General features: G+C 60.5%; 24 protein-coding genes. 16 read left to right on the forward strand and 8 right to left on the reverse strand.

Going from position 1 to position 24,552, the window contains the following annotated elements:
• The 6 genes from ACN0Q0_RS05880 to ACN0Q0_RS05905 all read left to right on the forward strand — a co-directional run.
• A partial coding sequence (locus tag ACN0Q0_RS05880; protein WP_417242455.1) for an AsmA-like C-terminal region-containing protein occupies positions 1-714 on the forward strand: 714 nt, incomplete at its 5' end.
• A gap of 74 nt (positions 715-788) precedes the next feature.
• Complete coding sequence (gene queA, locus ACN0Q0_RS05885) at positions 789-1,850, forward strand: tRNA preQ1(34) S-adenosylmethionine ribosyltransferase-isomerase QueA (RefSeq protein ID WP_417242456.1); 1,062 nt, start codon at positions 789-791, stop codon at positions 1,848-1,850.
• 84 nt (positions 1,851-1,934) lie between these two features.
• A complete protein-coding gene (locus ACN0Q0_RS05890; protein WP_417242457.1) occupies positions 1,935-3,227 on the forward strand; it encodes an MFS transporter in 1,293 nt (430 codons plus the stop codon).
• Between the two features lie 332 nt (positions 3,228-3,559).
• Complete coding sequence (locus tag ACN0Q0_RS05895; RefSeq protein ID WP_417242458.1) at positions 3,560-4,165, forward strand: DUF924 family protein; 606 nt, start codon at positions 3,560-3,562, stop codon at positions 4,163-4,165.
• 186 nt (positions 4,166-4,351) lie between these two features.
• The gene (gene lpdA, locus ACN0Q0_RS05900) at positions 4,352-5,746 is read left to right on the forward strand and encodes a dihydrolipoyl dehydrogenase (RefSeq protein WP_417242459.1); all 1,395 of its coding nucleotides are present in this window, start codon (positions 4,352-4,354) and stop codon (positions 5,744-5,746) included.
• Positions 5,747-5,883: 137 nt separating this feature from the next.
• Positions 5,884-6,858, forward strand: a complete 975-nt coding sequence (locus ACN0Q0_RS05905) for a LysR family transcriptional regulator (RefSeq protein WP_417242460.1) — start codon at positions 5,884-5,886, stop codon at positions 6,856-6,858.
• Between the two features lie 68 nt (positions 6,859-6,926).
• Here the strand turns inward: ACN0Q0_RS05905 and ACN0Q0_RS05910 are convergent, their stop codons facing one another.
• Positions 6,927-7,283 carry a rhodanese-like domain-containing protein gene (locus ACN0Q0_RS05910; RefSeq protein WP_417242461.1) on the reverse strand — a complete coding sequence of 119 codons (357 nt, stop codon included), beginning with the start codon at positions 7,281-7,283 and terminating at the stop codon, positions 6,927-6,929.
• A 252-nt stretch (positions 7,284-7,535) separates the two neighbouring features.
• On the opposite strand from ACN0Q0_RS05910, the gene uvrA reads away from it, so the two are divergent.
• A complete protein-coding gene (uvrA, locus tag ACN0Q0_RS05915; RefSeq protein ID WP_417242462.1) occupies positions 7,536-10,421 on the forward strand; it encodes an excinuclease ABC subunit UvrA in 2,886 nt (961 codons plus the stop codon).
• Between the two features lie 69 nt (positions 10,422-10,490).
• Here the strand turns inward: uvrA and ACN0Q0_RS05920 are convergent, their stop codons facing one another.
• The 3 genes from ACN0Q0_RS05920 to ACN0Q0_RS05930 all read right to left on the reverse strand — a co-directional run bounded on the left by ACN0Q0_RS05920 (position 10,491) and on the right by ACN0Q0_RS05930 (position 13,984).
• Positions 10,491-11,282 (reverse strand): hypothetical protein, encoded by a 792-nt coding sequence (locus ACN0Q0_RS05920; protein WP_417242463.1) that lies wholly within the window; start codon positions 11,280-11,282, stop codon positions 10,491-10,493.
• A 105-nt stretch (positions 11,283-11,387) separates the two neighbouring features.
• A complete protein-coding gene (gene serS / locus ACN0Q0_RS05925; RefSeq protein ID WP_417242464.1) occupies positions 11,388-12,680 on the reverse strand; it encodes a serine--tRNA ligase in 1,293 nt (430 codons plus the stop codon).
• A gap of 68 nt (positions 12,681-12,748) precedes the next feature.
• A complete protein-coding gene (locus ACN0Q0_RS05930) occupies positions 12,749-13,984 on the reverse strand; it encodes a hypothetical protein (protein WP_417242465.1) in 1,236 nt (411 codons plus the stop codon).
• A gap of 323 nt (positions 13,985-14,307) precedes the next feature.
• On the opposite strand from ACN0Q0_RS05930, the gene yajC reads away from it, so the two are divergent.
• From yajC to ACN0Q0_RS05970, 8 genes are all read left to right on the forward strand, one after another.
• On the forward strand, positions 14,308-14,631 hold the full coding sequence (yajC, locus tag ACN0Q0_RS05935; RefSeq protein WP_417242466.1) for a preprotein translocase subunit YajC: 324 nt from the start codon (positions 14,308-14,310) through the stop codon (positions 14,629-14,631).
• Between the two features lie 154 nt (positions 14,632-14,785).
• Positions 14,786-17,413, forward strand: a complete 2,628-nt coding sequence (gene secD / locus ACN0Q0_RS05940; protein ID WP_417242467.1) for a protein translocase subunit SecD — start codon at positions 14,786-14,788, stop codon at positions 17,411-17,413.
• 39 nt (positions 17,414-17,452) lie between these two features.
• Positions 17,453-17,806: an Mth938-like domain-containing protein gene (locus ACN0Q0_RS05945; protein WP_417242468.1), complete on the forward strand. Its 354-nt coding sequence runs from the start codon at positions 17,453-17,455 to the stop codon at positions 17,804-17,806.
• A 46-nt stretch (positions 17,807-17,852) separates the two neighbouring features.
• Positions 17,853-18,473, forward strand: coding sequence for a heme ABC exporter ATP-binding protein CcmA (gene ccmA / locus ACN0Q0_RS05950; RefSeq protein WP_417242469.1), 621 nt, complete (start codon positions 17,853-17,855; stop codon positions 18,471-18,473).
• Positions 18,470-19,126 carry a heme exporter protein CcmB gene (gene ccmB / locus ACN0Q0_RS05955; protein ID WP_417242470.1) on the forward strand — a complete coding sequence of 219 codons (657 nt, stop codon included), beginning with the start codon at positions 18,470-18,472 and terminating at the stop codon, positions 19,124-19,126. The genes ccmA and ccmB overlap by 4 nt, the downstream gene beginning before the upstream one ends.
• A gap of 54 nt (positions 19,127-19,180) precedes the next feature.
• The gene (locus tag ACN0Q0_RS05960) at positions 19,181-19,927 is read left to right on the forward strand and encodes a heme ABC transporter permease (protein ID WP_417242471.1); all 747 of its coding nucleotides are present in this window, start codon (positions 19,181-19,183) and stop codon (positions 19,925-19,927) included.
• Positions 19,927-20,094 (forward strand): heme exporter protein CcmD, encoded by a 168-nt coding sequence (gene ccmD / locus ACN0Q0_RS05965; RefSeq protein ID WP_417242472.1) that lies wholly within the window; start codon positions 19,927-19,929, stop codon positions 20,092-20,094. The genes ACN0Q0_RS05960 and ccmD overlap by 1 nt, the downstream gene beginning before the upstream one ends.
• A 1-nt stretch (position 20,095) precedes the next feature.
• Positions 20,096-20,653 carry a DsbE family thiol:disulfide interchange protein gene (locus ACN0Q0_RS05970; RefSeq protein WP_417242473.1) on the forward strand — a complete coding sequence of 186 codons (558 nt, stop codon included), beginning with the start codon at positions 20,096-20,098 and terminating at the stop codon, positions 20,651-20,653.
• Positions 20,654-20,731: 78 nt separating this feature from the next.
• Here ACN0Q0_RS05970 and ACN0Q0_RS05975 read toward each other — a convergent pair whose 3' ends face one another.
• Positions 20,732-22,009, reverse strand: coding sequence for an O-acetylhomoserine aminocarboxypropyltransferase/cysteine synthase family protein (locus tag ACN0Q0_RS05975; RefSeq protein ID WP_417242474.1), 1,278 nt, complete (start codon positions 22,007-22,009; stop codon positions 20,732-20,734).
• A gap of 182 nt (positions 22,010-22,191) precedes the next feature.
• Positions 22,192-22,353: a hypothetical protein gene (locus ACN0Q0_RS05980; protein ID WP_417242475.1), complete on the reverse strand. Its 162-nt coding sequence runs from the start codon at positions 22,351-22,353 to the stop codon at positions 22,192-22,194.
• A gap of 142 nt (positions 22,354-22,495) precedes the next feature.
• Here ACN0Q0_RS05980 and arsC point away from each other — a divergent pair, with 142 nt between their 5' ends.
• Entirely contained in the window at positions 22,496-22,837 is a 342-nt protein-coding gene (gene arsC, locus ACN0Q0_RS05985; RefSeq protein ID WP_417242476.1) for an arsenate reductase (glutaredoxin), read from the forward strand.
• A 177-nt stretch (positions 22,838-23,014) separates the two neighbouring features.
• Here the strand turns inward: arsC and ACN0Q0_RS05990 are convergent, their stop codons facing one another.
• Together ACN0Q0_RS05990 and ACN0Q0_RS05995 are read right to left on the reverse strand one after the other, a co-directional pair.
• Complete coding sequence (locus tag ACN0Q0_RS05990; protein WP_417242477.1) at positions 23,015-23,704, reverse strand: DVUA0089 family protein; 690 nt, start codon at positions 23,702-23,704, stop codon at positions 23,015-23,017.
• A 103-nt stretch (positions 23,705-23,807) separates the two neighbouring features.
• Positions 23,808-24,521, reverse strand: a complete 714-nt coding sequence (locus ACN0Q0_RS05995) for a helix-turn-helix transcriptional regulator (RefSeq protein ID WP_417242478.1) — start codon at positions 24,519-24,521, stop codon at positions 23,808-23,810.
• Positions 24,522-24,552: the final 31 nt, after the last annotated feature.

Genomic DNA, 24,552 nt, shown 5'->3' on the forward strand with positions numbered 1-24,552 from the left:
CAGGTCACCGACAGCCAGAGCCTGACAGGGGTGTCGGCCAACCTGACGCAATCGGGTGGATTGCGTGGCACATTCGCGGGGCAACTCAACGGTAAGGCGGCGGTGTCCGGCACGCTTGCGCCCGGGCGCTATGGTCCGACTGTGACGCTGACGTCCAGAAATGCCGGCCGCGCAGTCGAAGCCGCAGGGCTGTTGGACAAGGGTGCGGGGGGCACTCTGGCCATGACGCTGACAAGCCTGCCTGAGGATGACAGCTATGCGGGGGCGGTCACCATCACCAATATCCGTGCGCAATCCGCGCCGGAACTGGCCGAATTGTTGTCGTTGATCTCGGTCGTGGGTCTTTTGGACCAACTGGCGGGCGGGCAGGGGATTTTGTTCACGAGCACCGAAGCCCGATTTACCATCAAGCCGGGGCGGGTGTTGATCCATAGCGCCTCGGCCGAGGGTCCGTCCCTTGGCATTTCGCTTGATGGTATCTTTGACACCGCGGCCTCTACCATGGACCTGCAGGGGGTCATTTCTCCGGTCTATTTCCTCAACGGCATCGGTCAGGTCGTGGCCAAAAAGGGCGAGGGGCTGTTCGGGTTCACTTTCAACCTCACGGGGGCATCGGATGCCCCTAAAATCGCGGTGAACCCGCTGTCGATCCTGACACCCGGAGCCTTGCGCGGAATTTTCCGTAAACGCGATGCGCCCACGGTAGATGATTGAACGCAGAGCGCCGATCGCGCTATGAGCGGCGCGACTCATATGGCGCACAGGGCGCGTAAACCAAAGGGACGACCATGAAACTGTCAGACTTCGATTTTGATCTTCCCGAGGCTTTGATCGCCACGCGCCCCGCCAAACCGCGCTCCTCGGCGCGGCTGTTGGTGGCCACGCCCGATGCGATTACCGATGGGGTTGTGACGGATCTGGTGGACTGGTTTCAAGCGGGGGACCGTCTTGTCCTCAATGACACAAAGGTGCTGCCTGCGCGCCTGACGGGCAAGCGCGGGCGCGACACCGCACAGGGCTACCAAGAGGCGAAAATCGAGGTCACGCTGTTGGAGCCACAGGCCGAAGGCGGCGTCTGGCGCGCCCTGATCAAGCCGCTCAAAAAGGTCAAGGAGGGCGAGGTGATCCGCTTTTCCGATGACCTGTCGGCCACACTCACCGCCAAAGAGGACGGGGCGGCCTATGTGGCGTTCAACCTGACGGGCGCGGATTTTGACCACGCCCTCAACGCCGCAGGCTCCATGCCCCTGCCGCCCTATATCGAGGCCAAGCGCAAGGCGGACGCGCAAGACAAGGACGACTATCAAACCGTCTGGGCGCGTACGCCGGGGGCGGTCGCCGCGCCAACCGCCTCGTTGCATTTCGATGAGGCGCTGCTTGCGGCGCTGACGGCCAAGGGCGTCGAGATCACCCATGTGACGCTGCATGTCGGGGCGGGGACGTTTTTGCCGGTCAAAGTGGACAATGTGGACGAGCACAAAATGCACGCGGAATGGGGCGAGGTGACGCCCGCAGCCGCCGCCGAGATCGCCGCGACCAAGGCGGCCGGGGGGCGCGTGATCCCCGTCGGCACCACCGCACTGCGCCTGATCGAGAGTGCCGCCCGCGAGACCGGGGCGATTGCCGCCTTTCTGGGCGAGACGGATATTTTCATCAAACCCGGTTTCGAGTTTGCCGTCACCGATGCGCTGATGACCAATTTCCATTTGCCCAAATCAACGCTGCTGATGTTGGTCTCTGCCCTGATGGGGGTTGAGCCGATGCGGGCGGTCTATGACCATGCCGTCACGCAGGGCTACCGCTTCTTTTCCTACGGGGATGCCTCGCTCCTTTTGCCGCATGGCGCCTGAATGGGGCATAAAGAGAGTTAAAACAGTCGCCCAAAGGGTGCGCATTGCCTTTCCCCCGCGTGGCGAATCTGTCAGGGTTGTTGGATGAAACAAGTCCTCGCCTCCTCCTCCGCGCTTCTTATTGGTGTTATGCTCTTGATGGTCGGCAACGGCCTGCAAGGCTCGTTGTTGGGCGTGCGTGCCGGGCTAGAGGGGTTTTCGACCTTTCACATCTCGATCATCATGTCGGGCTATTTCGCGGGATTCCTGGGCGGGTCACGCACCGCGCCGTGGATGATCCGCCGCGTGGGCCATGTGCGGGTCTTTGCCGCGCTCGCCTCGTTCATCTCCGCCGCATTGATCCTCTTTCCCGTCGTCACCAACCCCGTGGCGTGGACGTTGTTGCGCGTTGTGTTGGGCTTTTGTTTCTCGGGCGTGTACGTCACGGCGGAAAGCTGGCTCAACAATGCCTCGACCAACGAGGTGCGTGGCAAGGCGCTTTCGGCCTATATGCTCGTGCAGATGGTCGGCATTGTGTTGGCGCAGGTGATCTTGTCTCAGGGCGATCCGTCGGGATGGGTGTTGTTTATCATCCCCTCTGTTCTCGTCTCGATCTCTTTCGCGCCGATTTTGCTGTCCGTGACCCCGACCCCGCCGTTCGAGACGTCCAAACCGATGACGCTCAAGCGCCTGTTCGAGGTGTCCCCGCTCGGCTGTGTCGGCATGTTCCTCATGGGCGGTGTGTTTGCGGCGCAAATGGGCATGGCGGCGGTCTATGCAACGCAGGCGGGCTTTACCCTTGGCGAAATCTCGACCTTTATCGCGGTGATTTACATCGGCGCGGTGGTCCTGCAACTGCCGATCGGGTGGATTTCCGACCGGATGGATCGCCGCGTGGTGATCCTTGTCGTCGCTTTCATCGGCGGCCTGTCTGCTCTCACGGGGGCCGCGTTCGGGGATACCCTGACCGTGGCGTTGGGGGCGGCGTTTATGACGGGCGGCATGGCCAATCCGCTCTACTCGCTCCTGATCGCGCATACCAATGACTACCTCGAACCCGATGATATGGCGGCCTCCTCGGGGGGGCTGATCTTTATCAACGGTGTGGGGGCCGTGGGGGGGCCGGTGATTGCGGGGTATCTGATGGGCATGATGGGACCGAACGGCTATTGGGCGTTGCAAGCCGTCCTGATGCTGTCGGTCGCGGGCTACGCCGCCTATCGCACCACACGCCGTGCCGCGATCCCTGTCGAGGAAACCACGCACTATGTGACCGTTATGCCATCGGCCTCGCCCGTGGCCTCCGAGGTGGCACAAGAGGTGGCGATTGAATTGGCCGAGGCCGATGACGCAGCACTCAATCCGGTCGAGACAGGGTCCATCACGCCATCGTCGTGATGCGGTGACGTCACGATTGAGACGCGCCGTTTCCATGCGCATGCGCGAGGTCTTTCACCGCGCCCGCAGGCCACGGCCCGCCCGTTCGGCCCCCACGACGCCGCCCCGAAGCCGCCCCGACAGGCCGCAGCGCGACGCCACCCAGACAGGCTGCCCAGACAGGCCGCAGCACGACAGGCCGCCGGACCGTTCCGGTAACTGGCTGCGCTGTCGAAATGTTTCAATTGCGCAACATAATTACAACTGACGCGGGGGCATGTTTAATTTCCTTGCGCGCATTTGATGTGTTTGCCACAGTTTTTGCAATCAGGAGCCAGCGATGGAGAGAGACAATGGCCCCCAAGAACGCACAGCAGACCGAAAAGACCCCCGACGAGGTTCTGGCCTTTTGGCTCGACGAATTGCAGCCGAAAGACTGGTACAACAGCACGGATGCGCTCGATGCCCGTATCCGTGACGGGTTCGGGTCCACGTGGCAACGCGCACAAGAGGGCGCCTATTCGCTGTGGCTGACCTATCCCAATGGCGCACTCGCCTATATCCTGTTGAACGATCAAATGCCGCGCAACATGTTTCGTGGCTCGGGCAAATCCTTTGCCTCCGACCGTACCGCCCTGGCCGCCGCGAAAGCCGCGATTGAAAAAGGGTGGGACATGCGCGTCGACGGGCCTGCACGACAGTTTTTCTACCTGCCGTTGATGCATTCGGAATGCCAAACCGATCAGGACCGCTGCGTCCGGTTGATGTGCGAGCGCCTGAAAGGACAGGATAGCAACCTGCTCCACGCCCGTGTCCACCGCGAAATCATCCGCATGTTCGGCCGCTTTCCCTATCGCAATGAGGCGCTTGGCCGGCGCACCACCGAGGCCGAGGCGCGGTTCATGGCCGAGGGCGGATACGGGGCGCTGCTCAAAGAGTTGGATCAGGTCGCCGCCTGAATCGCGCGGTTGCGGTTGCGGTTGCGGTTGTGACGGGGCTGTGGCCGGGCTGTGCGATCGTTGCGCGGGGTGAAGTAGCTATGCGCGTGGCGGGTAGCAGGATTTCAACGGCACTTACGTCAGCATCGTTGCTCCGAATTTCAAAATAGTTTAGCATCAAACTAATTTGAAATTCTGGAGGATCTCATGGCAGACCAAACCTTCGACATCGTTGTAATCGGTGCCGGTCCCGGCGGCTACGTGGCTGCAATTCGTGCCGCTCAACTCGGCCTGAACGTGGCCTGTGTCGAGCGTGAGAACCTCGGGGGCATCTGCCTGAACTGGGGCTGTATCCCGACCAAGGCGTTGCTGCGTTCGGCCGAGGTTTATCACAACATGGAACGGGCCAAAGAGTTCGGTCTGTCCGCTGACAAATTCTCCTTTGACCTCGACGCCATCGTGAAACGGTCGCGCGGCGTGGCCAAACAGATGAACGGCGGCATCAAGACCCTGTTCAAAAAGAACAAAATCACCTCGATCATGGGCGAAGCCAAAATCGCCGCCAAGGGTAAGGTTGTCGTCAAGACCGAGAAGGGCGAAGAGACGCTTCTGGCCAAGAACATCATCGTCGCCACCGGTGCGCGCGCCCGCGAATTGCCCGGCCTTGAGGCCGATGGCGATCTGGTGTGGACCTACCGCCACGCGCTTGTCCCCAAGCGGATGCCAAAGAAATTGCTGGTGATCGGGTCGGGGGCCATCGGCATCGAATTTGCAAGCTTCTTCAACACATTCGGCGCGGACACCACCGTGGTCGAGGTGATGGACCGCGTGTTGCCGGTCGAGGACAAAGACATCTCCGCCTTTGCGAAAAAACAGTTCGTCAAACAGGGGCTGACCATTCTGGAGAAAACCACGGTCAAGAAACTGGACCGCTCCCCCGGTAAAGTCGTCGCCCATTTCGAGGATGCGAACGGCACCACCACACAAGAGTTCGACACCGTGATTTCCGCCGTTGGCATCGTGGGCAACTGTGAGGGGCTCGGCCTTGAGGAGTTGGGCGTCACCATCGACCGCACCCACGTTGTGACGGACGAATATTGCCGCACCGGCGTCGAGGGCGTGTTCGCCATTGGCGACATCGCAGGCGCGCCATGGCTTGCGCACAAGGCCTCCCACGAGGGCGTCATGGTGGCCGAGTTGATCGCGGGCGAAAAACCCCATCCGATCAAGCCGGGCACGATTGCGGGCTGCACCTATTGCCATCCACAAGTGGCCTCCGTCGGCCTGACCGAGGACAAAGCCAAAGAGGCGGGTTACACCGTCAAGGTCGGCAAATTCCCCTTTATCGGCAACGGCAAAGCGGTGGCGATGGGCGAGGCCGAGGGTCTGGTCAAAACCGTTTTCGACGCGAAAACCGGCGAGCTGTTGGGCGCGCATATGATCGGCGCGGAAGTCACCGAGATGATTCAGGGCTACGTGATCGGCAAAACCTTGGAAACCACCGAGGAAGACCTGATGCACACCGTGTTCCCGCACCCGACCATGTCGGAAATGATGCACGAATCTGTGTTGGCCGCCTACGGGCGTGCCATCCACATCTAATGGCGTGACACCATCGACCCATGTGAAAGCCCTGCCTTTGGCGGGGCTTTTTGCTATTTTGGCGGCGTTGCGTGCGAGAAAATGCAAAGGGGGGCGCGGCCCCTTGTGCGTTTGCGCTCATATGCTAGCTTGCCCGTATGACTGATTGGGATTCTCTTAGATATATACTCGCCGTCGCCCGTGAGGGTGGCCTGTCCGGTGCTGCGCGTGTGCTCGGCGTCAACCATGCCACCGTGTCGCGGCAATTGGCCAAGGCCGAGGATGTTGCCGGTGTGCGCTTTTTCACCCGCCTTGCCTCGGGCCTGCAGCCGACCGAGGCGGGTCAGGTGGCCATCGCCCACGCCGAGGAAGTCGAGGCGCGTATGGTGGCGCTCGATATGGCCTTGGCCTCGCGCGACGAAAATGAGCAGGGTGAGTTGAAAATCACCATTCCGCCCTTGCTCGCGGATGACCATTTCGCCTCGGACCTCAAGGAATTCAAAGCCTTGCACCCCGGAATCGAGATCTCCATTCTGGGCGCGACCGAAGTGTTGAACCTGCACCGCCGCGAGGCCGATGTGGCCATTCGCGTGACCCGCACCCCCGAGGAAAGCCTGTGGGGGCGGATGATGACGGCGCAACGCGCAGGGTGGTTTGCCTCACCCGCCTATGTCGAGCGCTACGCCGATGTGCTCGACGGGCGCGATACCGAGACGCGTTTGCCGTTCATTTCGTTCACGCCAAGCGCCCAGATTTGCCCCTCGACACTCTTTGCCGACCTGCCGTCGTGCCGTGTGGCGATCCACACCGATGACATGGTGTCGGCGCTGTCGCTGGCGCGTCAGGGCGTGGGGATTGTGCGCTGTTCGCATTTTCTGGGCGACCCCGATCCGGGACTGGTGCGGGTGCCGAATGTGGCGCTCACCGACCATATGCCGATCTGGGTGCTCACCCATCCCGACCTGCGTCACGTCCCGCGCGTTACCGAATTCATGCGCTTTATCGCGGCGCGGTTTTCGGCACGGCGCCGCCTGTATATGGGGCCGGAAAACGACAGCACGGGCAATACCATGCGCCCCGACGGGGCCAAGTTCGAAGGCACGTTTACCGAAGTGACCGAACCCGCCGAATAACGGCACCCGCATCGAAAAGGCGCGTTCCCCACCATGAGACCGCGCCTTTTTTCTGTCTAATGCGGAGGTCAGACGCGTACGATTTCGCCGCCGCCATTGGCCCAATCGCGCAATCCGCCCAAATTGTCGACGCTCTCGTGGCCAAACTGGCGCAGCATCCGCGCCGCCCCCGAGGAGCGCGCCCCCGAAGCGCAATACAGCACGATCCGCTTGCCCTGTTTGAACTCGGGCAGGCATTCGGGCGAGGAGGGGTTGGTTTTCATTTGCAGCGCCATCAACGGCACATTGATCGCGCCCTTTGCCTTGCCCGAGCCGCGCAATTCCATCGCGTCGCGCACATCGACAAGGACGATTTCACCGGAGGCCATGCCCGCTTTGACCTCGTCGATGGAGAGTTTTGGCCCAGAGTTGAACAGTCCGAACATCGATGATTCCTTTGCAATCTTGTGCCTGTGTCGGAGCCTCAATAGGGCGCATACGGTGGGGGGTCTGTGATGAAATCACCAAATCCGGTGGCAAGGCGGTGAATGGGGGGGAATTGCACGCAGAACGTGCAAAAAAGTGGCGCTATGCGCGATTGTTCATACTTTGTTCTCACTTTTGTATTGGAAGCCCCGCGCCAACCGACTAGATATGAAGGGCCGTCGTGGCGCAGAAATTCTAAGGGTGTGGGGCAGATGGCCGATCTTAAATCAATCGAAGTGCGCGGTGCGCGCGAGCACAATCTCAAAAACATCGATGTGGATATTCCGCGCGACCAACTTGTGGTGATCACGGGGCTGTCAGGGTCGGGTAAATCCTCGCTTGCCTTCGATACCATCTACGCCGAGGGGCAGCGCCGCTATGTCGAAAGCCTGAGCGCCTATGCCCGTCAATTCCTTGATATGATGGGGAAACCTGACGTTGATCATATCTCCGGCCTGTCGCCCGCGATTTCGATCGAGCAAAAAACCACGTCGAAAAACCCGCGTTCGACCGTGGGGACGGTCACCGAGATTTACGACTATATGCGCCTGTTGTTTGCCCGCGCAGGCACGCCCTATTCCCCCGCCACGGGCGCGCCCATCGAGGCGCAGCAGGTGCAGGATATGGTCGACATCATCATGGCGATGGAGGAGGGCACGCGCGGCTATCTTCTCGCTCCGATTGTGCGCGATCGCAAAGGCGAATACCGCAAGGAATTCCTGGAGTTACGCAAACAAGGCTTTCAACGGGTCAAGATCAACGGCGAATTCTACGAATTGGATGAGCCGCCCACATTGGACAAGAAATTCCGCCACAACATCGACGTTGTGGTCGACCGTTTGGTGGTCCGCGACGGGTTGGAAACGCGACTGGCCGATAGTCTGCGCACCGCGCTTGATCTGGCGGACGGCATCGCCATTCTCGAAACCGCACCCAAAGGGGACGAAGAGCCCGAGCGCATCACCTTTTCCGAGAACTTCGCCTGTCCGGTCAGCGGCTTTACCATTCCCGAAATCGAGCCGCGGCTGTTCTCGTTCAACGCGCCGTTCGGAGCCTGTCCGACCTGTGACGGCCTCGGGATGGAGCTGTTTTTCGACGAGCGGCTTGTGGTGCCGGATGCGGCGCTGAAGGTGGCCGACGGGGCGATTGCGCCGTGGCGCAAAGGCAAGACGCCGTTTTTCCTGCAAACCATCGAAGCCCTTGCAAAACATTACGAATTTGACGCCAAAACGCCGTGGAAAGACCTGCCGGAGCATGTCCAACAGGTGTTCCTCTACGGCTCCGGTTCCGAGGAAATCCCGTTCCGCTATGACGAGGGCGGCCGTGTCTACGAGGTCACGCGCAGCTTTGAGGGCGTGGTGCCGAACATGGAACGCCGCTACCGCGAAACGGATAGCAATTGGGTACGCGAAGAGTTCGAGCGCTACCAAAACAACCGCCCCTGTGGCGCCTGCGGTGGGTACCGTTTGCGCGAGGAGGCTCTGGCCGTCAAAATCGGTCCGCTCGGCGGCAAACCCGAGGAATTGCTGCATGTTGGCCAAGTGGTGAACATGTCGATCCGCGAGGCCCATGCGTGGATTGACGGGGTGATGGATCAGATGACCCGCCAAAAACAGGACATCGCGCGGGCCATCGTCAAAGAGATCCGCGAACGCCTCGGGTTTCTTAACAATGTCGGTCTCGATTACCTGACGATGAGCCGCAATGCGGGAACCTTGTCGGGCGGCGAAAGCCAGCGGATCCGACTGGCGAGCCAGATCGGGTCGGGGCTACAGGGGGTGCTTTACGTGCTCGACGAGCCGTCGATCGGCTTGCACCAACGCGACAATGACCGCCTGATCGGGACGCTCAAAAACCTGCGTGATCAGGGCAATACGGTGATCGTGGTCGAACATGACGAGGACATGATCCGCGAGGCCGATTACGTGTTTGATCTGGGTCCGGGTGCCGGTGTTCACGGCGGTCAGGTGGTTGCCGAAGGCACACCCAAGGAGGTCGAGGCCAACCCCACATCTCTGACCGGTCAGTACCTCACGGGCGCGCGAGAAATTGCCATCCCCGCCAAACGGCGTAAAGGCAATAAAAAGAAAATCAAGGTGGTGAAAGCCACGGGCAACAACCTCAAAGAGGTCACCGCCGAGTTCCCGTTGGGACAGTTCGTGTGCGTCTCGGGCGTGTCGGGCGGGGGCAAATCCACGCTGACCATCGAAACCCTGTTCAAGACTGCATCCATGCGTCTCAACGGCGCGCGTCAAACCCCTGCGCCGTGCGAAACGATCAAGGGACTTGAGCACCTCGACAAGGTGATCGACATCGACCAACGCCCCATCGGGCGCACTCCGCGTTCGAACCCTGCGACCTATACGGGGGCGTTCACGCCGATCCGCGACTGGTTCGCGGGACTGCCTGAATCCAAGGCCCGCGGATACAAACCCGGACGGTTCTCGTTCAACGTCAAGGGCGGGCGGTGCGAGGCCTGTAAAGGCGATGGTGTGATCAAGATCGAGATGCACTTTTTGCCCGATGTCTACGTCGAATGCGAAACCTGTCGGGGCAAGCGTTACAACCGCGAAACGCTCGAAGTCCACTTTAAAGGCAAGAGCATAGCCGACGTTCTTGATATGACGGTCGAAGATGCGCAGACGTTTTTTGCCGCCGTGCCGAGCATCCGTGAAAAGATGGACGCGCTGATGCGTGTGGGCCTTGGTTATATCAAGGTGGGACAACAGGCGACGACCCTTTCGGGCGGTGAGGCGCAGCGGGTGAAGTTGTCCAAGGAGTTGGCCAAACGCTCAACCGGACGCACGCTTTACATCCTCGACGAGCCGACCACGGGTCTGCATTTCGAGGACGTCAAAAAGCTGTTGGAGGTGCTGCACGAGTTGGTCGATCAGGGCAATTCGATGATCGTGATCGAGCACAATCTCGACGTGATCAAAACCGCCGATCACATCATTGATATCGGCCCCGAGGGCGGCGATGGCGGCGGTGAAATCGTGGCCACGGGCACCCCCGAACAGGTGTCCGAAATCGCGGCCTCCCACACGGGGCGGTACCTTAAAATGATGTTGGCAAAGCATAAAGCCGCAGCCAGGTGATTTAGGGCCGGCACGACAAAAGGGCCATCCGTGCGGGTGGCCTTTTTGGTGTGGTGCGATGTGCCGGAATTAGTACTTGGACGGGCGCAACATTTCCAACTCGCCCGAGCGTGTGCGGGCGGTTTTCGCATGCCGTCCAAAGGCCGGATAGGCAAGCGCGATCAGGGCCGCAGCCCCAAGGGCGGCGACACCGGCCACGCCCCATTGGCTACCCCAGTTTTGCAACGTTATGGCGATCAGCGCCCAAGCCGCGCCGAGCGGATAAAGCGGCGCATCGGGGCGCACGACCGTGCTGCCGTAAAGCGTGACGGCAAAGGCCCCCGCAAGGCCCGCATAGGCCCATCCCACGCCGCCAAACACAACGCCGTATCCTGCGCCAAGCAGACCGAGCCCGGCAAAGGACGCGGCGGTGAGCCATCCCGCGTAGAGCGCGACAGGGCCGCGGGCGAGCCACGGATCCAGTTTGGGGGCGCGTTCGAGGGCCATCAGGGCGCTCACAAGCATGGCAAAAATCAGGATCACCGCCCACAAAGGCGACACCATGGCAACGGGCAGCCATGCGGCGCCAATGACGAGCGAGACGGTCAGCGGCGTGCGCATGGCGTCCCAATCCGTGGCCTGTGCGCGTTTGAGCGCACCGAACCCTGCCGACAGCAACAGCCAGAGGTAAATCACGCCCCAGATCGCAAAGGCGTAGCCGGCGGGCTGAACGGGCGGGTCGATTTGCGCAATAGGGTAGAGGTCGGGGTCAAACCCGCCAAAGTCGGGCGTGAAAACAGGGCCAAGCACGAAGGCGAGCGTGGCGACCAGTGTGAGGATGGATTTCATGCGTGTCGATCGTGTCGATTTCGTACGTGTCATGGGGAGGAAACGCACGAGCGGGCTATTTGGTTCACTTAAATGTAAAACGACGCCCGCAAAGGGCGCCGTTCATGTCATGTGGAGTGGGTCATGTGGCGGTCGCTATTACGCGAGGGTGCCATCCACGCCCAAGGTCAGTTTGCCGCCCAGATACGGCGCGAGCGCGGCGGGCAAGGTCACCGACCCATCGGCGTTCTGGCCGTTTTCCAACACTGCAATCAATGTCCGCCCCACGGCCAGACCCGACCCGTTGAGCGTGTGGACAAACTGCGGCTTGCCCCCATCGGCGGGTTTGAACCGCGCGTTCATGCGGCGGGCCTGAAAGTCACCCGTGGTCGAGACAGACGAGATTTCGCGGTAGGCGTCCTGACCGGGCAACCATGCCTCGATGTCAAAGGTGCGCCGCGCGCCAAACCCCATGTCGCCTGTGCACAGCTCGACCGTGCGATACGGCACGCCGAGTTTTTCAAGCAGGCCCTCGGCGCAGCCAAGCATCCGTTTTTGTTCGTCCTCGGAGGCATCGGGATGGGTGATCGACACCATTTCGACCTTTTCGAACTGGTGTTGGCGCAACATGCCGGAGGTGTCGCGCCCCGCCGATCCCGCCTCTGAGCGGAAACACAGCGAGTGTGCGGTCATGCGGATCGGCAATGTAGCCTCGTCAAGCGTCTCGCCCGCCACCGAGTAGGTCAGCGGCACTTCGGAGGTCGGGATCAACCACCAGCCGTTGGTGGTCTGATAGCTGTCCTCGCCGAATTTGGGCAGTTTATCAGTGCCATACATCGCCTCGTCGCGCACCAACACGGGGGTGTTGATCTCGGTGAGGCCGTTTTCGTCGACATGGGTGTCGATCATGAATTGCGACAATGCGCGGTGGATGCGGGCCACGGCCCCCTTGAGCACGACAAAGCGGGCGCCCGAGATTTTGGCCCCCGTGGCGAAATCCATCGCCGCCGCGACGCTTGCCAGTTCGAAATGCTCTTTGGGCGTGAAATCGAACGCCGGCACATCGCCCCACCGTTTGACCTCGACGTTATCGGCCTCGTCCGCGCCCTCGGGCACATCGTCGGCGGGGATATTGGGGATGCGGGCCAACATGTCGGTGAGCTTGTCGTCCTCGGCTTTGGCCTCGTCGTTCAGGCGGGCCACTTCGGCTTTTTTCTCGGCCACAAGGGCGCGCAGACGCTCGAACTCGACCTCGTCGCCGCGTGCCTTGGCGGCCCCGACCTCTTTGGAGGCGCGGTTCTGTTCGGCTTTCGCCTCTTCGGCGGCCCCGATTTTGGCACGGCGCGACTCGTCGATGGCAAGCACCTGTGCAGAGAGGCCAGACAGCCCACGGCGTGCCAAAGCGGCGTCAAAAGCGTCAGGGTTTTCGCGGATGGCCTTGATGTCGTGCATCTGTGGAAGTCCTTAGGTGGTGTGTTTTGGGGGTTATGCCTGAGCAGGCAAGGGGGATCAACTGGCAGTTAGGACCCGTCGCCGCGCAACTGCGGTGGAACGTAGGCGTCGGGGTCTTGTTTGAAGAGGTCCCATTCCTCCATAAATTCATCTGTGTCGAGTTCCGCGTCCGGCCAGTTTGGTTTTTCGACACCGCTTGGCAAAATCACGGATTTGTCCCCAAAGGCGTTCTCAATTAGTTTTGAAACGTCGCCGCAACTTGAAAGATCGGTACTATTAAGGGCAAGACCGACCGCGCTTTCGACGGCCAAGTTCGTTTTTTTGTTTAGTTTTACGTTTAAGAGTAGTGCCCCGTTCAACGTTACACCAAGTAAGTATGTTGATTGGAAATCTGCGGCTCTAATGAAAGAGGAGTCTAGTCTTGAAAAACTAAGATCTACTCCGCTTAAGTTTAGATTACTGCTGTGCGCGCATTGTAGGTTTATATGCGAAAGATCAATCGGCGCGTTTTTCAAATATGCCGCGGCGTCGCGTCTAATCCGACTAAGTTCCAAAAATGCGCTACGCATATCGGAGCGCTTATGAACCGCATGAAATACGGTGCCCGGCGCGGTGCCCATAGTTATGGAGCCAGGGTCTTCTTCCGCAGGATGTGCATCAGACATCTCTTTCAAGTAAATACTGAGTATCCTTGCTACTCTAGGTGCCATTCTTGGTTCGTCAGCTACCAGAGCGCCCAAGCGATCGATGGCTCCATTACGGCGTATAATATCATCATGCCAAACGTCGACATGTTGATCATCCTTGGTCTCACTTTTTTGATATCGCGCATACAGGTCGGCGGTCGCGTCGTTGAGTTTTTCGTTAAATAGGACATTGGCGGCGTGACGGGTTTGTGCGGCGGTATGTTTCAACTTCAGCATTGTAAACGGCAGGGCAATTAGAGCACCTAGAACAGCCGTGAGGGCAGTGGTCTTGGTCAAAAGAAATCTGAAATCACCTTTGGCTTCGCGTCCCTCGGGTTGGACCGTATTCCACACAATTTCGATCAAAAGTGTGATGAGGCCCACACTTAGAACGAGGGCGAGTGTCAGCCAAAGCACGACCGCGCCCAAGGCAATGACATGGGGCAAAGTCGGTGCGCCGAATGTTTCTTTTAGTCGGTCTATGGGATCTTCGGGAATCGTTTTTTGAATTTGGTTCAATGTGGCCCAGACAGCAATGACACCGAGGACGATCCATCCGAGCCATGGCACAATCGGGTGGGAGGTGGCGGTGGCAATAAGGTGGTCTAAATTACTCATACTGGTCTCGACTAATTATCTGTTGGTCTTTGTGGGGCGTGTGAACATATGACCCCAAAAGGGGCGCAGAGGTAAAGAGGGTGTTCGAGTGGCGGTGGGCATCACAATAATTACCCCACAGGTCTCGAAATCGTCATTAACAAACACCACATCCCTTTGGTTGTCACGTGAGTTTGGGGCCGTTTGGGCGGGGATTTGAGGCAAGGGCGCAACTGTGTGATGTGGGGCGTGCCTGTCTTGCCATCCGTTAAGACGCCTTATAGGGTGCGCGGCGACCTTAGGGGGCTTGTCCTCCTGCGACTTCAATCAAAAAGGACGACCAGATGTTCGTAACCCCCGCATATGCACAAGCCGCCGGTGGCGCTGCTGCTAACCCGATCATGCAATTCGCGCCGCTGATCTTGATCTTTGCGATCATGTATTTCCTCATGATCCGCCCACAGCAAAAGAAAGCGAAAGCGCATCAGGCGATGATCGCAGCTGTGCGTCGCGGCGACGAAGTTGTGACCGCGGGCGGCATGTACGGCAAAGTGACCAAAGTGCGCGAAGATGGCACGCTCGACGTCGAAGTGTCCGAGGGCGTCAAAGTGCGCATTCTGGGGTCCACGCTGCACAACGTGATCTCCAAAACCGAACCTGCGTCCTAAGGGCCGCCGCGTTCGTGACAAGGCCCGCCCGATCGTGTGCGGGCCTTTTTCGATTGAGACGGCTGCGCCACATATGGCTACGCCGCACTGCCGCGCCCTGATCCCGGGCGCTCCCTAAAACGGGCCTCCGCCCAAACCGACAGGCAAAGACATTATGCTGCAAATCTCGCTTTGGAAAAAGATCGTGATCTGGGGGCTTGTCGCCCTCGGGCTTTATGCCGCGCTACCCAATGCGTTTTACGCACGGGTCGAGGGGCATAATGATGCTGTGGCCGCGATCGAAAGCGCGGGCGAGACGCCCGAGCGGGCGGCCAGTCGCGATGCATGGCCGTCGTTCATGCCAACGGGCCTTGTGAACCTTGGCCTTGATTTGCGGGGCGGGGCGCATTTGCTTGGCGAGGTCGAGGTGGACGAGGTCTACGCCGCCCGCATCGACACGCTCTGGCCGGATGTGCGTGATGCGCTGCGTGACGAGCGCGACACGGTCGGCACCATTCGCCGCCTTGATGCGCCGGACGGATTGCTGCGCGTGCGCATTTCCCAAGCGGAGGGCATGGAAACGGCCCTGACCGCGGTGCGGGCCTTGGCCTCTCCCGTGGTGTCATTGACCGCCGCGGGCCAAAAGGACTACGTGGTCGCGGCCAATAATGATGTGATTACGATCGAATTGTCGGAGGCCGAAAAGGCCGCCACCGATGTGCGCACCATGCAGCAGTCGCTCGAAATCATCCGCCGTCGTGTGGATGAGGTGGGCACCCGCGAACCGACCATCCAACGTCAGGGCGAGGATCGTATTCTCATTCAGGTGCCGGGCATCGGCTCGGCCTCCGAGTTGAAATCGCTGATCGGGACCACCGCGAAACTGACGTTCAACCCCGTTGTCGGCCAGACCTCCAACCCGGACCAGGCCCCCGGTGCGCGCAATTTCATCGCGCCGTCGCTTGATCAGGCGGGCCTGTATTATATCCTCGAGGAAACCCCCGTGGTGTCCGGCGACGAGTTGACCGACAGCCAACCCGCGTTTGACCAGAACGGGCGGCCCGCTGTGACCTTCCGTTTCAACCCCTCGGGGGCGCGTAAATTCGGCGACTACACCGCCGCCAACGTTGGCGCACCCTTTGCCATTGTCCTCGATAACGAAGTGATCTCCGCCCCGCGCATCAACGAGGCGATCCGTGGCGGTTCCGGCCAGATCACGGGGAGCTTTTCGGTTGAGGAAAGCACCGAACTGTCCGTGTTGCTGCGTGCAGGGGCGCTGCCCGCCAAAATCAACTTCCTCGAAGAGCGCACCATCGGACCGGAGCTTGGCGCCGACAGTATCGAGGCGGGGAAACTGGCCACGATGGTCGCCTTTGCCGCTGTACTGATCTTTATGGCGGTGTCCTACGGGTTGTTCGGCATCTTTGCCAACGTCGCCCTGATCATCAACGTCGGGTTGTTGTTCGGGCTGTTGTCGATGATCGGTGCCACGCTCACCTTGCCCGGGATCGCGGGGATCGTGTTGACCGTGGGTATGGCCGTCGATGCGAACGTGTTGGTGTTTGAACGCATCCGCGAAGAATTGAAAACCGCCAAGGGCGTCGGCCGCGCGATCGAGCTTGGCTATGAAAAGGCGCTTTCGGCGATTATCGACGCCAACATCACCACCTTTATCACGGCGGCAATCCTGTTCATCATGGGCTCGGGACCGGTCAAGGGATTTGCCGTGACCCTCGCACTGGGGATTTTGACCTCCGTTTTCACCGCCATCTTTGTCACCCGCGTCATGGTGGTCACGTGGTATGGCCGCAAAAACCGCAAGGGATGGACCCTGAGCGGTCTGAAACTGGTGCGCGACGATACCACGGTCGATTTCTTTAAACGGGCCAAGCTGACCTTCGGGTTCTCCGGCATTCTGGTTGTTGTGTCCTTGGTGTCTTTCTTGTTGTTGGGGCTTAACTTCGGCATCGATTTCCGTGGCGGCACCACCATCCGGACCCAATCGGAGACGGCGGTGGATGTGGCGGACTACCGCGCCGCACTTGCGCCTTTGGGCTTTGGCGATGTGTCGATCACCGAGGTGTTCGATCCCAATTTTGCCGAAAACCAGCATGTTTCGATGATCCGGATCGAGGCACAGGACGATGTGTCATCGGTCTCCCCCGAGACGATCCAGATGGTCGAGGACGCGCTCAAGGTGGTGGATGACACCATTTCCTTCCCGTCGGTTGAATCGGTCGGACCAAAGGTGTCGGGCGAGTTGATCAAGACCGCCGTTTACGCCGTGGTCGCCGCGATTGCCGCCGTGCTGTTCTACATCTGGCTGCGGTTCGAGTGGCAATTCGCCCTTGGTGCGGTGGTTGCCTTGGTCCACGATATTGCCATCACGATCGGGATTTTCGCGATTTTCAAAATCCAGTTCGACCTCACGATAATTGCGGCATTGCTGACCATTGTGGGCTACTCGCTCAACGATACGGTGGTGGTGTTCGACCGTGTCCGCGAGAACCTGCGCAAGTATAAAAAGCTTGAACTGGCGGGTGTGTTGAACATGTCGATCAACGAAACTCTGGCGCGCACCGTTATGACCTCCGGCACCACGCTTGTGGCGCTGATCGCGCTGTTGGTTCTGGGCGGTGATGTGATCCGTGGCTTTGTCTTTGCCATGACGCTCGGCATTGTGGTCGGGACGTGGTCCTCGGTCTTTGTCGCCTCCAACATCCTGTTGTGGCTTGGCGTCAAACGTGACTGGGACAAGAAAGATCCCACCCCGGGCATTCAGGCCGACGGCAGTTCGGTCTAAGGCAAAGCGGGCCGTAGCCCCCATCAAAAAGGAGCGCAGATGCAGATCAACGATATGCCATTTGAGGATGCGGTGCCGATTGAGGGCTACGGCCCGAACTTCTTTCGCGTCAAAAAGGCCGTGCATGAGGGGGCGATGCTGCTGATGGGGGCGACCCCGTCGGCCTGGGGCGGCTATGATGACACCGCGCCGCTTTTGGCGCTGTCGGGGCGGGTCGATTTCATCCTGTTCGGGACGGGGCCGGAGATGGCGCATATCCCGACCGCCTTGCGCGTGGCGCTCGACGCGGCGGGGATCGGAGCCGAGGTGATGGCCACACCCACCGCATGTCGCAGCTACAATATTCTCGCCTCCGAGGGGCGCCGTATTGCTGTGGCGCTTTTGCCCGTTTGATCCGTGTCAGTTCACCTGACGCGATTTGCTCTATAGAGTGGGCGCTATGAGTTTGATTTCTGTTCACAACCTGACTGTGTCGCGTGGCGGGATGCCTGTGCTTGAGGGGCTGTCCTTTGCTGTCTCGGCGGGTGATATTCTGGTGCTGCGCGGCCCGAACGGGTCAGGCAAAACCACGCTGCTGCGCACCCTTGCGCGCCTACAGCCCGCCTACGCCGGCGAGGTCGTCTCCGACCCCGAAACCGTGGCCTATGCGGCCCATGCGGACGGGTTGAAAACCACCCTGAGCGTGACCGAAAACCTTGCCTTCTGGGCGGGGGTTTACGGCGGGCATGACATTGAACCCGCGATTATGGCATTCGATCTCGACGGGTTGCGCGGCCGCCTTGCGGGGAACCTGTCGGCGGGACAAAAACGCCGCCTGGGCCTGGCGCGCCTGCTCGTGACGGGGCGTCCGGTGTGGGTGCTTGACGAGCCGACCGTGTCGCTTGATGCGGCGTCGGTGGCATTGTTCGGTGCGGCCGTGCAGTCGCATGTCGCCGCGGGGGGAGCTGCGGTGATTGCCACGCATATCGACCTCGGGGTCGCTGAAACCGTGTTCGACGTGACCCCGTTCAAGGCGCGACCGGATACCGTACACAATGATTTTGACGAGGCCTTTCTATGATCCGGCTGTTGTGGCGCGATTTGACGCTTGGCGTGCGGGCAGGGGGCGGGTTCGGCCTTGGCCTCGGGTTCTTTTTGATCCTCGTGACGCTGATCCCCTTTGGGGTCGGGCCCAATTCCGAACGCCTCGCGGTGATTGCGCCGGGGATTTTGTGGATCGGGGCGCTGCTTGCGTGCCTGTTGTCGCTCGACCGGATTTTCGCGCTCGATTTCGAGGATGGCTCGCTCGATCTGTTGGCCACTGCGCCGATCCCGCTTGAGGGGGTCGTCGCGATGAAGGCCCTCGCGCACTGGATCACCACGGGGCTGCCGCTTGTGATTGCCGCCCCTGCGCTCGGATTTTTGTTGCACCTTGAGGACACGGCCTACAGATGGCTGATCATCACGCTGTTGATCGGCACGCCCGCGCTGTCCTTTATCGGTGCATTCGGCGCGGCGATCACGGTCGGTCTGAAACGCGGCGGGTTGTTGATGAGCCTTCTGGTGCTGCCGCTGTATATCCCGACGCTGATTTTTGGCGCCGAAGTGGTGCGGCGCGGCGCGGAGGGGTTTCTGGTTACGACACCTTTGATGATGCAGGCGGGGATTTCGGCGGGCTCGGTGGCCTTGCTGCCCTTTGCCGCAGCGGCGGCCATCCGGATCGCGTTGAGGTGAGTTGAGGCTTAGGTGCGTCTGCCCTACTGTGGCGGGCGATAAAGGGAGAATAAGATGGCATCTGGTTGGAACGCGATCTGGGAATGGGCGAACCCCCGCAAGTTTATGGGGTGGACGGATAAGGCACTGCCACTTGTGGCCGTTCTGGCCGCGATTGTCTTTGTGGGCGGACTGGTCTGGGGCTTTTTCTTTACGCCTGACGATTACCGCCAAGGGGCCACGATCAAGATTTTCTACATCCATGTGCCATCCGCGATGATGGCAATCAACATCTGGGTGATGATGCTCGTCACCTCGCTGATCTGGATCGTGCGCCGTCACCACGTCTCGGCGTTGGCCGCCAAAGCCGCCGCTCCGATTGGTGCGGTGATGACGCTGATCGCGCTGTTTACCGGTGCGATTTGGGGCAAACCGATGTGGGGGACCTATTGGGAATGGGATCCGCGCCTGACCTCGTTTCTGATCCTGTTGCTGTTCTACATTGGCTATATGGCGCTGTGGGAGGCCATTGAAAATCCCGATACGGCCGCCGATCTGACGGCTGTGCTATGTCTCGTGGGCTCGGTCTTTGCGCTCCTGTCGCGCTATGCGGTGCTGTTCTGGAATCAGGGCCTGCACCAAGGGGCCTCGCTGTCGATGGACGCGGAGGAAAACGTGGCCGACGTGTTCTGGTACCCCGCGCTCATGGCCATTGCGGGATTTGTTCTGTTATTCATCACGCTTGTCTTGCTGCGCACACGGACCGAAATCCGCCAACGTCGCCTGCAAGCCATTGAAATGCGCGAAAGGGTCCAGGGCTGATGATGCCAGATCTCGGAAAATACGCAGGCGATGTCTATGCCGCTTACGGTGTGTCGCTGCTTTTGTTGGCTCTGTTGATCTGGCGCTCTCTGGCGCGGTCACGGGCTGTTAAAACCCGTCTCAAAGATGCGGAAGCGCGCAAAGCCGCCCGCGCACAAGGACTATAAAATGGCCAGAATCTCTCCCCTTATGACGATCCCGCCGGTGTTGTTCGCGGTGCTTGCGGGCCTGTTCATCTTTGGCATGGGACGCGAGGATTCGCGCCGCTTGCCCACCGCACAGGCGGGCAAGGATGCGCCCTCGATTGCCGCGATCACGCCGCTTGGGGATCTGCCGCCGCTGACGGATGCCATGCTTGACGAGGCGGGTGTGAAACTGGTGAACTACTGGGCGTCATGGTGTGCGCCGTGCCGTGCCGAGCATCCGCAACTGGAGGCCATGTCCGCCGAGGGCATCACCATTTACGGCATCAACTACAAAGACGAAGCCCCCAAAGCGCTCGGTTTTCTCGCGGAGCTTGGCAATCCCTATGCGGCGATTGGTCAGGACGCGCCGGGGCGTACCGCGCTTGAATGGGGCGTGTACGGCGTGCCGGAAACCTACGTGATCGACGGCGAGGGGCGCATCACCTACCGCTTTGCCGGACCGATCACCGTGGACGTGTTGGAAAAATACATCCGCCCCGAGATCGAGAAGGCCGCAACACAAAAGGCCGCAACACAGTAAGGCGCATCCCAAACCGCCCCATGCCACACAAAAGGCCGCCCGATGTGGGCGGCCTTTGCGATGTTCGGGGGGGCGCGGTTAGCTCAGCGCCTGGTTCAAATCCCAAATCAGGTCTTCGACGTCTTCGATGCCGATCGACAGGCGCAACACGTTGCGGGCCACGCCTGCGCGTTGTTGCTCGTCCGGCGTCAACTGGCTGTGGGTGGTGGACGCGGGGTGGATCACGAGCGAGCGCGTGTCGCCAAGGTTGGCCACGTGGCTGAACAGGGTCAGTTTGCTCACCGTCTCGACACAGGCGTCATAGCCGCTTTTGAGTGCGATGGTGAACAAGGCGCCCGCGCCGCGTGGACAGATATGCGTCATGCGGTCGTAGTAGGGCGAGGAGGGCAGACCCGCGTAGGTGACGGCCTCGATCCGGTCGTCCCCTTCAAGCCAGGTTGCGATCTCGCGGGCGTTCTGGACGTGCTTTTGCATCCGCAGTGACAGGGTTTCGATCCCCATCAACGTGTAGTGCGCGGCCTGCGGGTTCATGGTCATGCCCAGATCGCGCAGACCCACGGCGATGGAGTGGAACGTAAAGGCCATCGGGCCGAACGTCTCGGTGAAGGTCAGGCCGTGGTAGGCGGGTTCGGGGGCGGCGAGCGACGGGAATTTGCCCGAGGCGGCCCAATCGAACGTGCCGCTGTCGACCACGGCGCCGCCGGTGACGGTGCCATTGCCGGTGAGGTATTTCGTGGTGGAATGGACGACCAATGTGGCCCCGTGTTTGATCGGGTTGCACAGGTAGGGCGTCGCGGTGGTGTTGTCGACGATCAACGGAATGCCCGCCTTGGCGGAGATTTTGCCGATGGCGTCGAGGTCGGTGATCACGCCACCGGGGTTGGCGATGGTTTCACAGAAAATCGCGCGGGTGTCGTCGTCGATTGCATCGCGCACCGCGTCGAGATCGTCAAAATCGACGAATTTCGCGGACCAGCCAAACCGTTTGAACGTTTGCGAGAACTGGGTGAGCGTGCCGCCATAGAGGCGTGTGGAGGCCACGATATTGCACCCGGGCTGCATCAGCGGAAAGAGCGCCATGATCTGTGCCGCGTGGCCGGAGGAACACGCGATGCCACCGACGCCGCCCTCAAGGGCGACGATGCGGTTGGCAAGGGCCATCACGGTCGGGTTGGTCAGACGCGAATAGATGTAGCCGACCTCTTTGAGACCGAACAGGCGTGCGGCATGTTCGGCGTCTTTGAACGCATAGGCCGTGGTTTGATAAATCGGCACCTGACGTGCGCCTGTGGTGGGGTCAGGTTCGGCGCCTGCATGGACTTGCAACGTATCAAAGCTCAGAGTTCTGTCAGACATTTTTGTCTCCCGGGGTATGGTTTCGCGCGGAGACTACGCGCTCGCACGGGGCGGCGCAATATTGCAGGTGGGTCTTGGGCCGCAAACGGTTCTCTGGCGGTGCGATATGGGGTTATGGCGGGATATTATCGGGTGATGCAGCGCGGTCGGACGGGAGCGGCGCACGGAAGTGGCGCGGTGCGTTACAACAGGATCAGGACCAACACCGGCATGAGCATCCACATCCCGCGCGAGGCCAACGCCGATCCGGCCACGCGCCGTGCGCGCGCCTTTGATGTGTGCGGCGTGGGCGTCTGTTGGCGGCGGTCTGTCATGTGGCTGTGCATGTGGCTGTGTTCTGTCATGGCCCGAACCCTAGGGCGCAGTGGTTAACAAATCGTCACCGCCTGCTGTTCTCGCCTATGCTGACCCCGCTTTGGCGTTGCGCCCGCGGCCTGCAACCGCCACACTTGCCGCCAATATATGCCCCTCACAACAGGTCCATCCATGGTCACGATCTATCACAACCCGCGCTGCTCGAAATCCCGTGAAACCCTTGCCCTGATCGAGGCTGCGGGGATCACACCCACGGTGGTCGCCTATCTGGACACGCCGGTGTCGCGTGCCGTGCTTGCCGACTGGGTCACGCGCTCGGGGTTGCCCGCCTCGGCGTTTTTGCGTCCCAAAGAGCCACAGGCCAAGGCCCTCGGGATCACCGCAACATCCGACGCCGATGCGATCCTTGACGCCATCGCGGCCCACCCCAAATTGATGGAGCGCCCTGTGGTGGTCACGGCCAAGGGCGTGGCTCTGGGCCGCCCGCCCGAATCCGTGACCGGTATTCTGTAAGGGATTGATATAAACTTGGATTTCGTCCGTCTCCCCCGGTTTTGCCCCTGACAGGAAAAAGCCGTCCCGAGGGACGGCTTTGTGGTGATCTGTGAGGCTGTCGCGTCAGGTTGATAGTCCGCTGCCGCGTCAGGCCAGTCGTCCGCTATCGCGTCAGGCCGGTCGTCCGCTGTCGCGTCAGGCGGGCAGGGCCGCATAGGGCGCGGGCGCGTGGCCGTCCCCCTTTTTGCGGCGGCGCAGGAGCATCGGCACCGCAAATGCGCCAAGCAAGAGGGGCAACGAGGCGGGCAGCGGCACGGCAGGGACGCCATCCACAATCATATTCTCGCCCGTCATTGTAATCTGGTAATTATAGGTCGCCTCGACCGTCCCGTTTTGCGGCAGGTTGTTCCAGTTGGAATTCATCGCATAGACGTTGCCGTTTACAATGCCGGTGCCATAGTCCAACCCGCCGGAGCCATTGTTCTCGCCCCACATCCATTGGCCGACGATGGCGATATAATTGCCCGTGGCCAGAGTGGTGGAAAGGTAGGAATCCAGAATATTGGGATAGCTGATGTCGTCGTTATAGGAGATCAGGTCGTTCCGGCTCAGGTTTCCGTCATCTTCGAACAGGTAGATGAACGGGTCGAATGATCCGGCCTCGGCATTGACGCCAAAGGAGAATGTGCCGGCGGTGACGCTAAACGAAACGGCGGACATTTGGCTGTAGGTGTCTGTTTCCGTGAAAAACCCGCGCCGGCGGGTCTCGGTCATCGTCGCCACCGAGCCCTCGAAGGTTGTCGAGACTGTCAAGGCCTGCACGTCCTCGGCAATCAAAGACGCGGCGAGTGCGATCAAACAAGGGGCAATGACTTTACGGTTCATAACAATGGCTTTCCGGTTTGCGGAGTTCGGGTGTTTTTCGTGGTTAACATATGCTCAAGGATTGTGGCGTGATTGTGCCTTAACAATGAATTAACCATGAAATTCAGCCCGCAGAGGTCGCATCTGACGGGCGCACGCGGGTGCGCAATACGGCGACATATTCGCGCAAGAGCGGCACGCGGCGGGGGCGAAAGCTCTCGGTCGTGCGGGTCACGGCACAAATGCGGGTGGCGTTGAACTGACGAAAATCGCGGCGCTTTGTACACCACGCCAAAAGCACCACCGCGTAATCGAGATAGGCCAGCCCCAACGGGTAGATGCGCCGCGTGGTCTCACGGTCGTTGAGGTCGATATACACGATATCGATTGCCTCCTCGGCCCATGCCGCCTCGCGCACCACCGACATATCAACGTCGGGTGTCTCGGGAACATAGAACCGGTGGACAAGGTTGATGGCATGGGCGGCCTGGCGCTGTTGGCGCTGTGTGAGGGTGGCGGTGATTTTGACCAGAGCATCGGCCGCCGCATCGGCCAGAGTGGCATCCCCGCGACTTTGCACCTCGGACAGGCCAAGGACGAGGGCTTCGATCTCGATCTGCGAAAAGGTTTGCGGCGGCAGGGCGGGATCCTCGGTCATCGTGTATCCCACGCCCGCAGCCCCCTCGATCCGTGCGCCCGCGACCCGCAGGGTTTCGATGTCGCGGTAGATCGTGCGCTCGGACACCTCCATCGCCGCCGACAGCCGCGCCGCCGTGACGGGCGGGGTCAGGCCACGGATCAAATGGAGCAGACGAAAGAGGCGGTCGGATTTGGACATAAGGGGAGGATACGCGTGACATGCTGACGGA

Source organism: Celeribacter sp., from assembly GCF_048259695.1.
GTDB lineage: Bacteria > Pseudomonadota > Alphaproteobacteria > Rhodobacterales > Rhodobacteraceae > Celeribacter.

Excerpts from the sequence above, each read along its gene's own strand:
- queA (WP_417242456.1), top strand. The coding sequence starts at position 789 with ATGAAACTGTCAGACTTCGATTTTGATCTTCCCGAGGCTTTGATCGCC.
- ACN0Q0_RS05890 (WP_417242457.1), top strand. The coding sequence starts at position 1,935 with ATGAAACAAGTCCTCGCCTCCTCCTCCGCGCTTCTTATTGGTGTTATG.
- ACN0Q0_RS05895 (WP_417242458.1), top strand. The coding sequence starts at position 3,560 with ATGGCCCCCAAGAACGCACAGCAGACCGAAAAGACCCCCGACGAGGTT.
- lpdA (WP_417242459.1), top strand. The coding sequence starts at position 4,352 with ATGGCAGACCAAACCTTCGACATCGTTGTAATCGGTGCCGGTCCCGGC.
- ACN0Q0_RS05905 (WP_417242460.1), top strand. The coding sequence starts at position 5,884 with ATGACTGATTGGGATTCTCTTAGATATATACTCGCCGTCGCCCGTGAG.
- ACN0Q0_RS05910 (WP_417242461.1), bottom strand. The coding sequence starts at position 7,283 with ATGTTCGGACTGTTCAACTCTGGGCCAAAACTCTCCATCGACGAGGTC.
- uvrA (WP_417242462.1), top strand. The coding sequence starts at position 7,536 with ATGGCCGATCTTAAATCAATCGAAGTGCGCGGTGCGCGCGAGCACAAT.
- ACN0Q0_RS05920 (WP_417242463.1), bottom strand. The coding sequence starts at position 11,282 with ATGACACGTACGAAATCGACACGATCGACACGCATGAAATCCATCCTC.
- serS (WP_417242464.1), bottom strand. The coding sequence starts at position 12,680 with ATGCACGACATCAAGGCCATCCGCGAAAACCCTGACGCTTTTGACGCC.
- ACN0Q0_RS05930 (WP_417242465.1), bottom strand. The coding sequence starts at position 13,984 with ATGAGTAATTTAGACCACCTTATTGCCACCGCCACCTCCCACCCGATT.
- yajC (WP_417242466.1), top strand. The coding sequence starts at position 14,308 with ATGTTCGTAACCCCCGCATATGCACAAGCCGCCGGTGGCGCTGCTGCT.
- secD (WP_417242467.1), top strand. The coding sequence starts at position 14,786 with ATGCTGCAAATCTCGCTTTGGAAAAAGATCGTGATCTGGGGGCTTGTC.
- ACN0Q0_RS05945 (WP_417242468.1), top strand. The coding sequence starts at position 17,453 with ATGCAGATCAACGATATGCCATTTGAGGATGCGGTGCCGATTGAGGGC.
- ccmA (WP_417242469.1), top strand. The coding sequence starts at position 17,853 with ATGAGTTTGATTTCTGTTCACAACCTGACTGTGTCGCGTGGCGGGATG.
- ccmB (WP_417242470.1), top strand. The coding sequence starts at position 18,470 with ATGATCCGGCTGTTGTGGCGCGATTTGACGCTTGGCGTGCGGGCAGGG.
- ACN0Q0_RS05960 (WP_417242471.1), top strand. The coding sequence starts at position 19,181 with ATGGCATCTGGTTGGAACGCGATCTGGGAATGGGCGAACCCCCGCAAG.
- ccmD (WP_417242472.1), top strand. The coding sequence starts at position 19,927 with ATGATGCCAGATCTCGGAAAATACGCAGGCGATGTCTATGCCGCTTAC.
- ACN0Q0_RS05970 (WP_417242473.1), top strand. The coding sequence starts at position 20,096 with ATGGCCAGAATCTCTCCCCTTATGACGATCCCGCCGGTGTTGTTCGCG.
- ACN0Q0_RS05975 (WP_417242474.1), bottom strand. The coding sequence starts at position 22,009 with ATGTCTGACAGAACTCTGAGCTTTGATACGTTGCAAGTCCATGCAGGC.
- ACN0Q0_RS05980 (WP_417242475.1), bottom strand. The coding sequence starts at position 22,353 with ATGACAGAACACAGCCACATGCACAGCCACATGACAGACCGCCGCCAA.
- arsC (WP_417242476.1), top strand. The coding sequence starts at position 22,496 with ATGGTCACGATCTATCACAACCCGCGCTGCTCGAAATCCCGTGAAACC.
- ACN0Q0_RS05990 (WP_417242477.1), bottom strand. The coding sequence starts at position 23,704 with ATGAACCGTAAAGTCATTGCCCCTTGTTTGATCGCACTCGCCGCGTCT.
- ACN0Q0_RS05995 (WP_417242478.1), bottom strand. The coding sequence starts at position 24,521 with ATGTCCAAATCCGACCGCCTCTTTCGTCTGCTCCATTTGATCCGTGGC.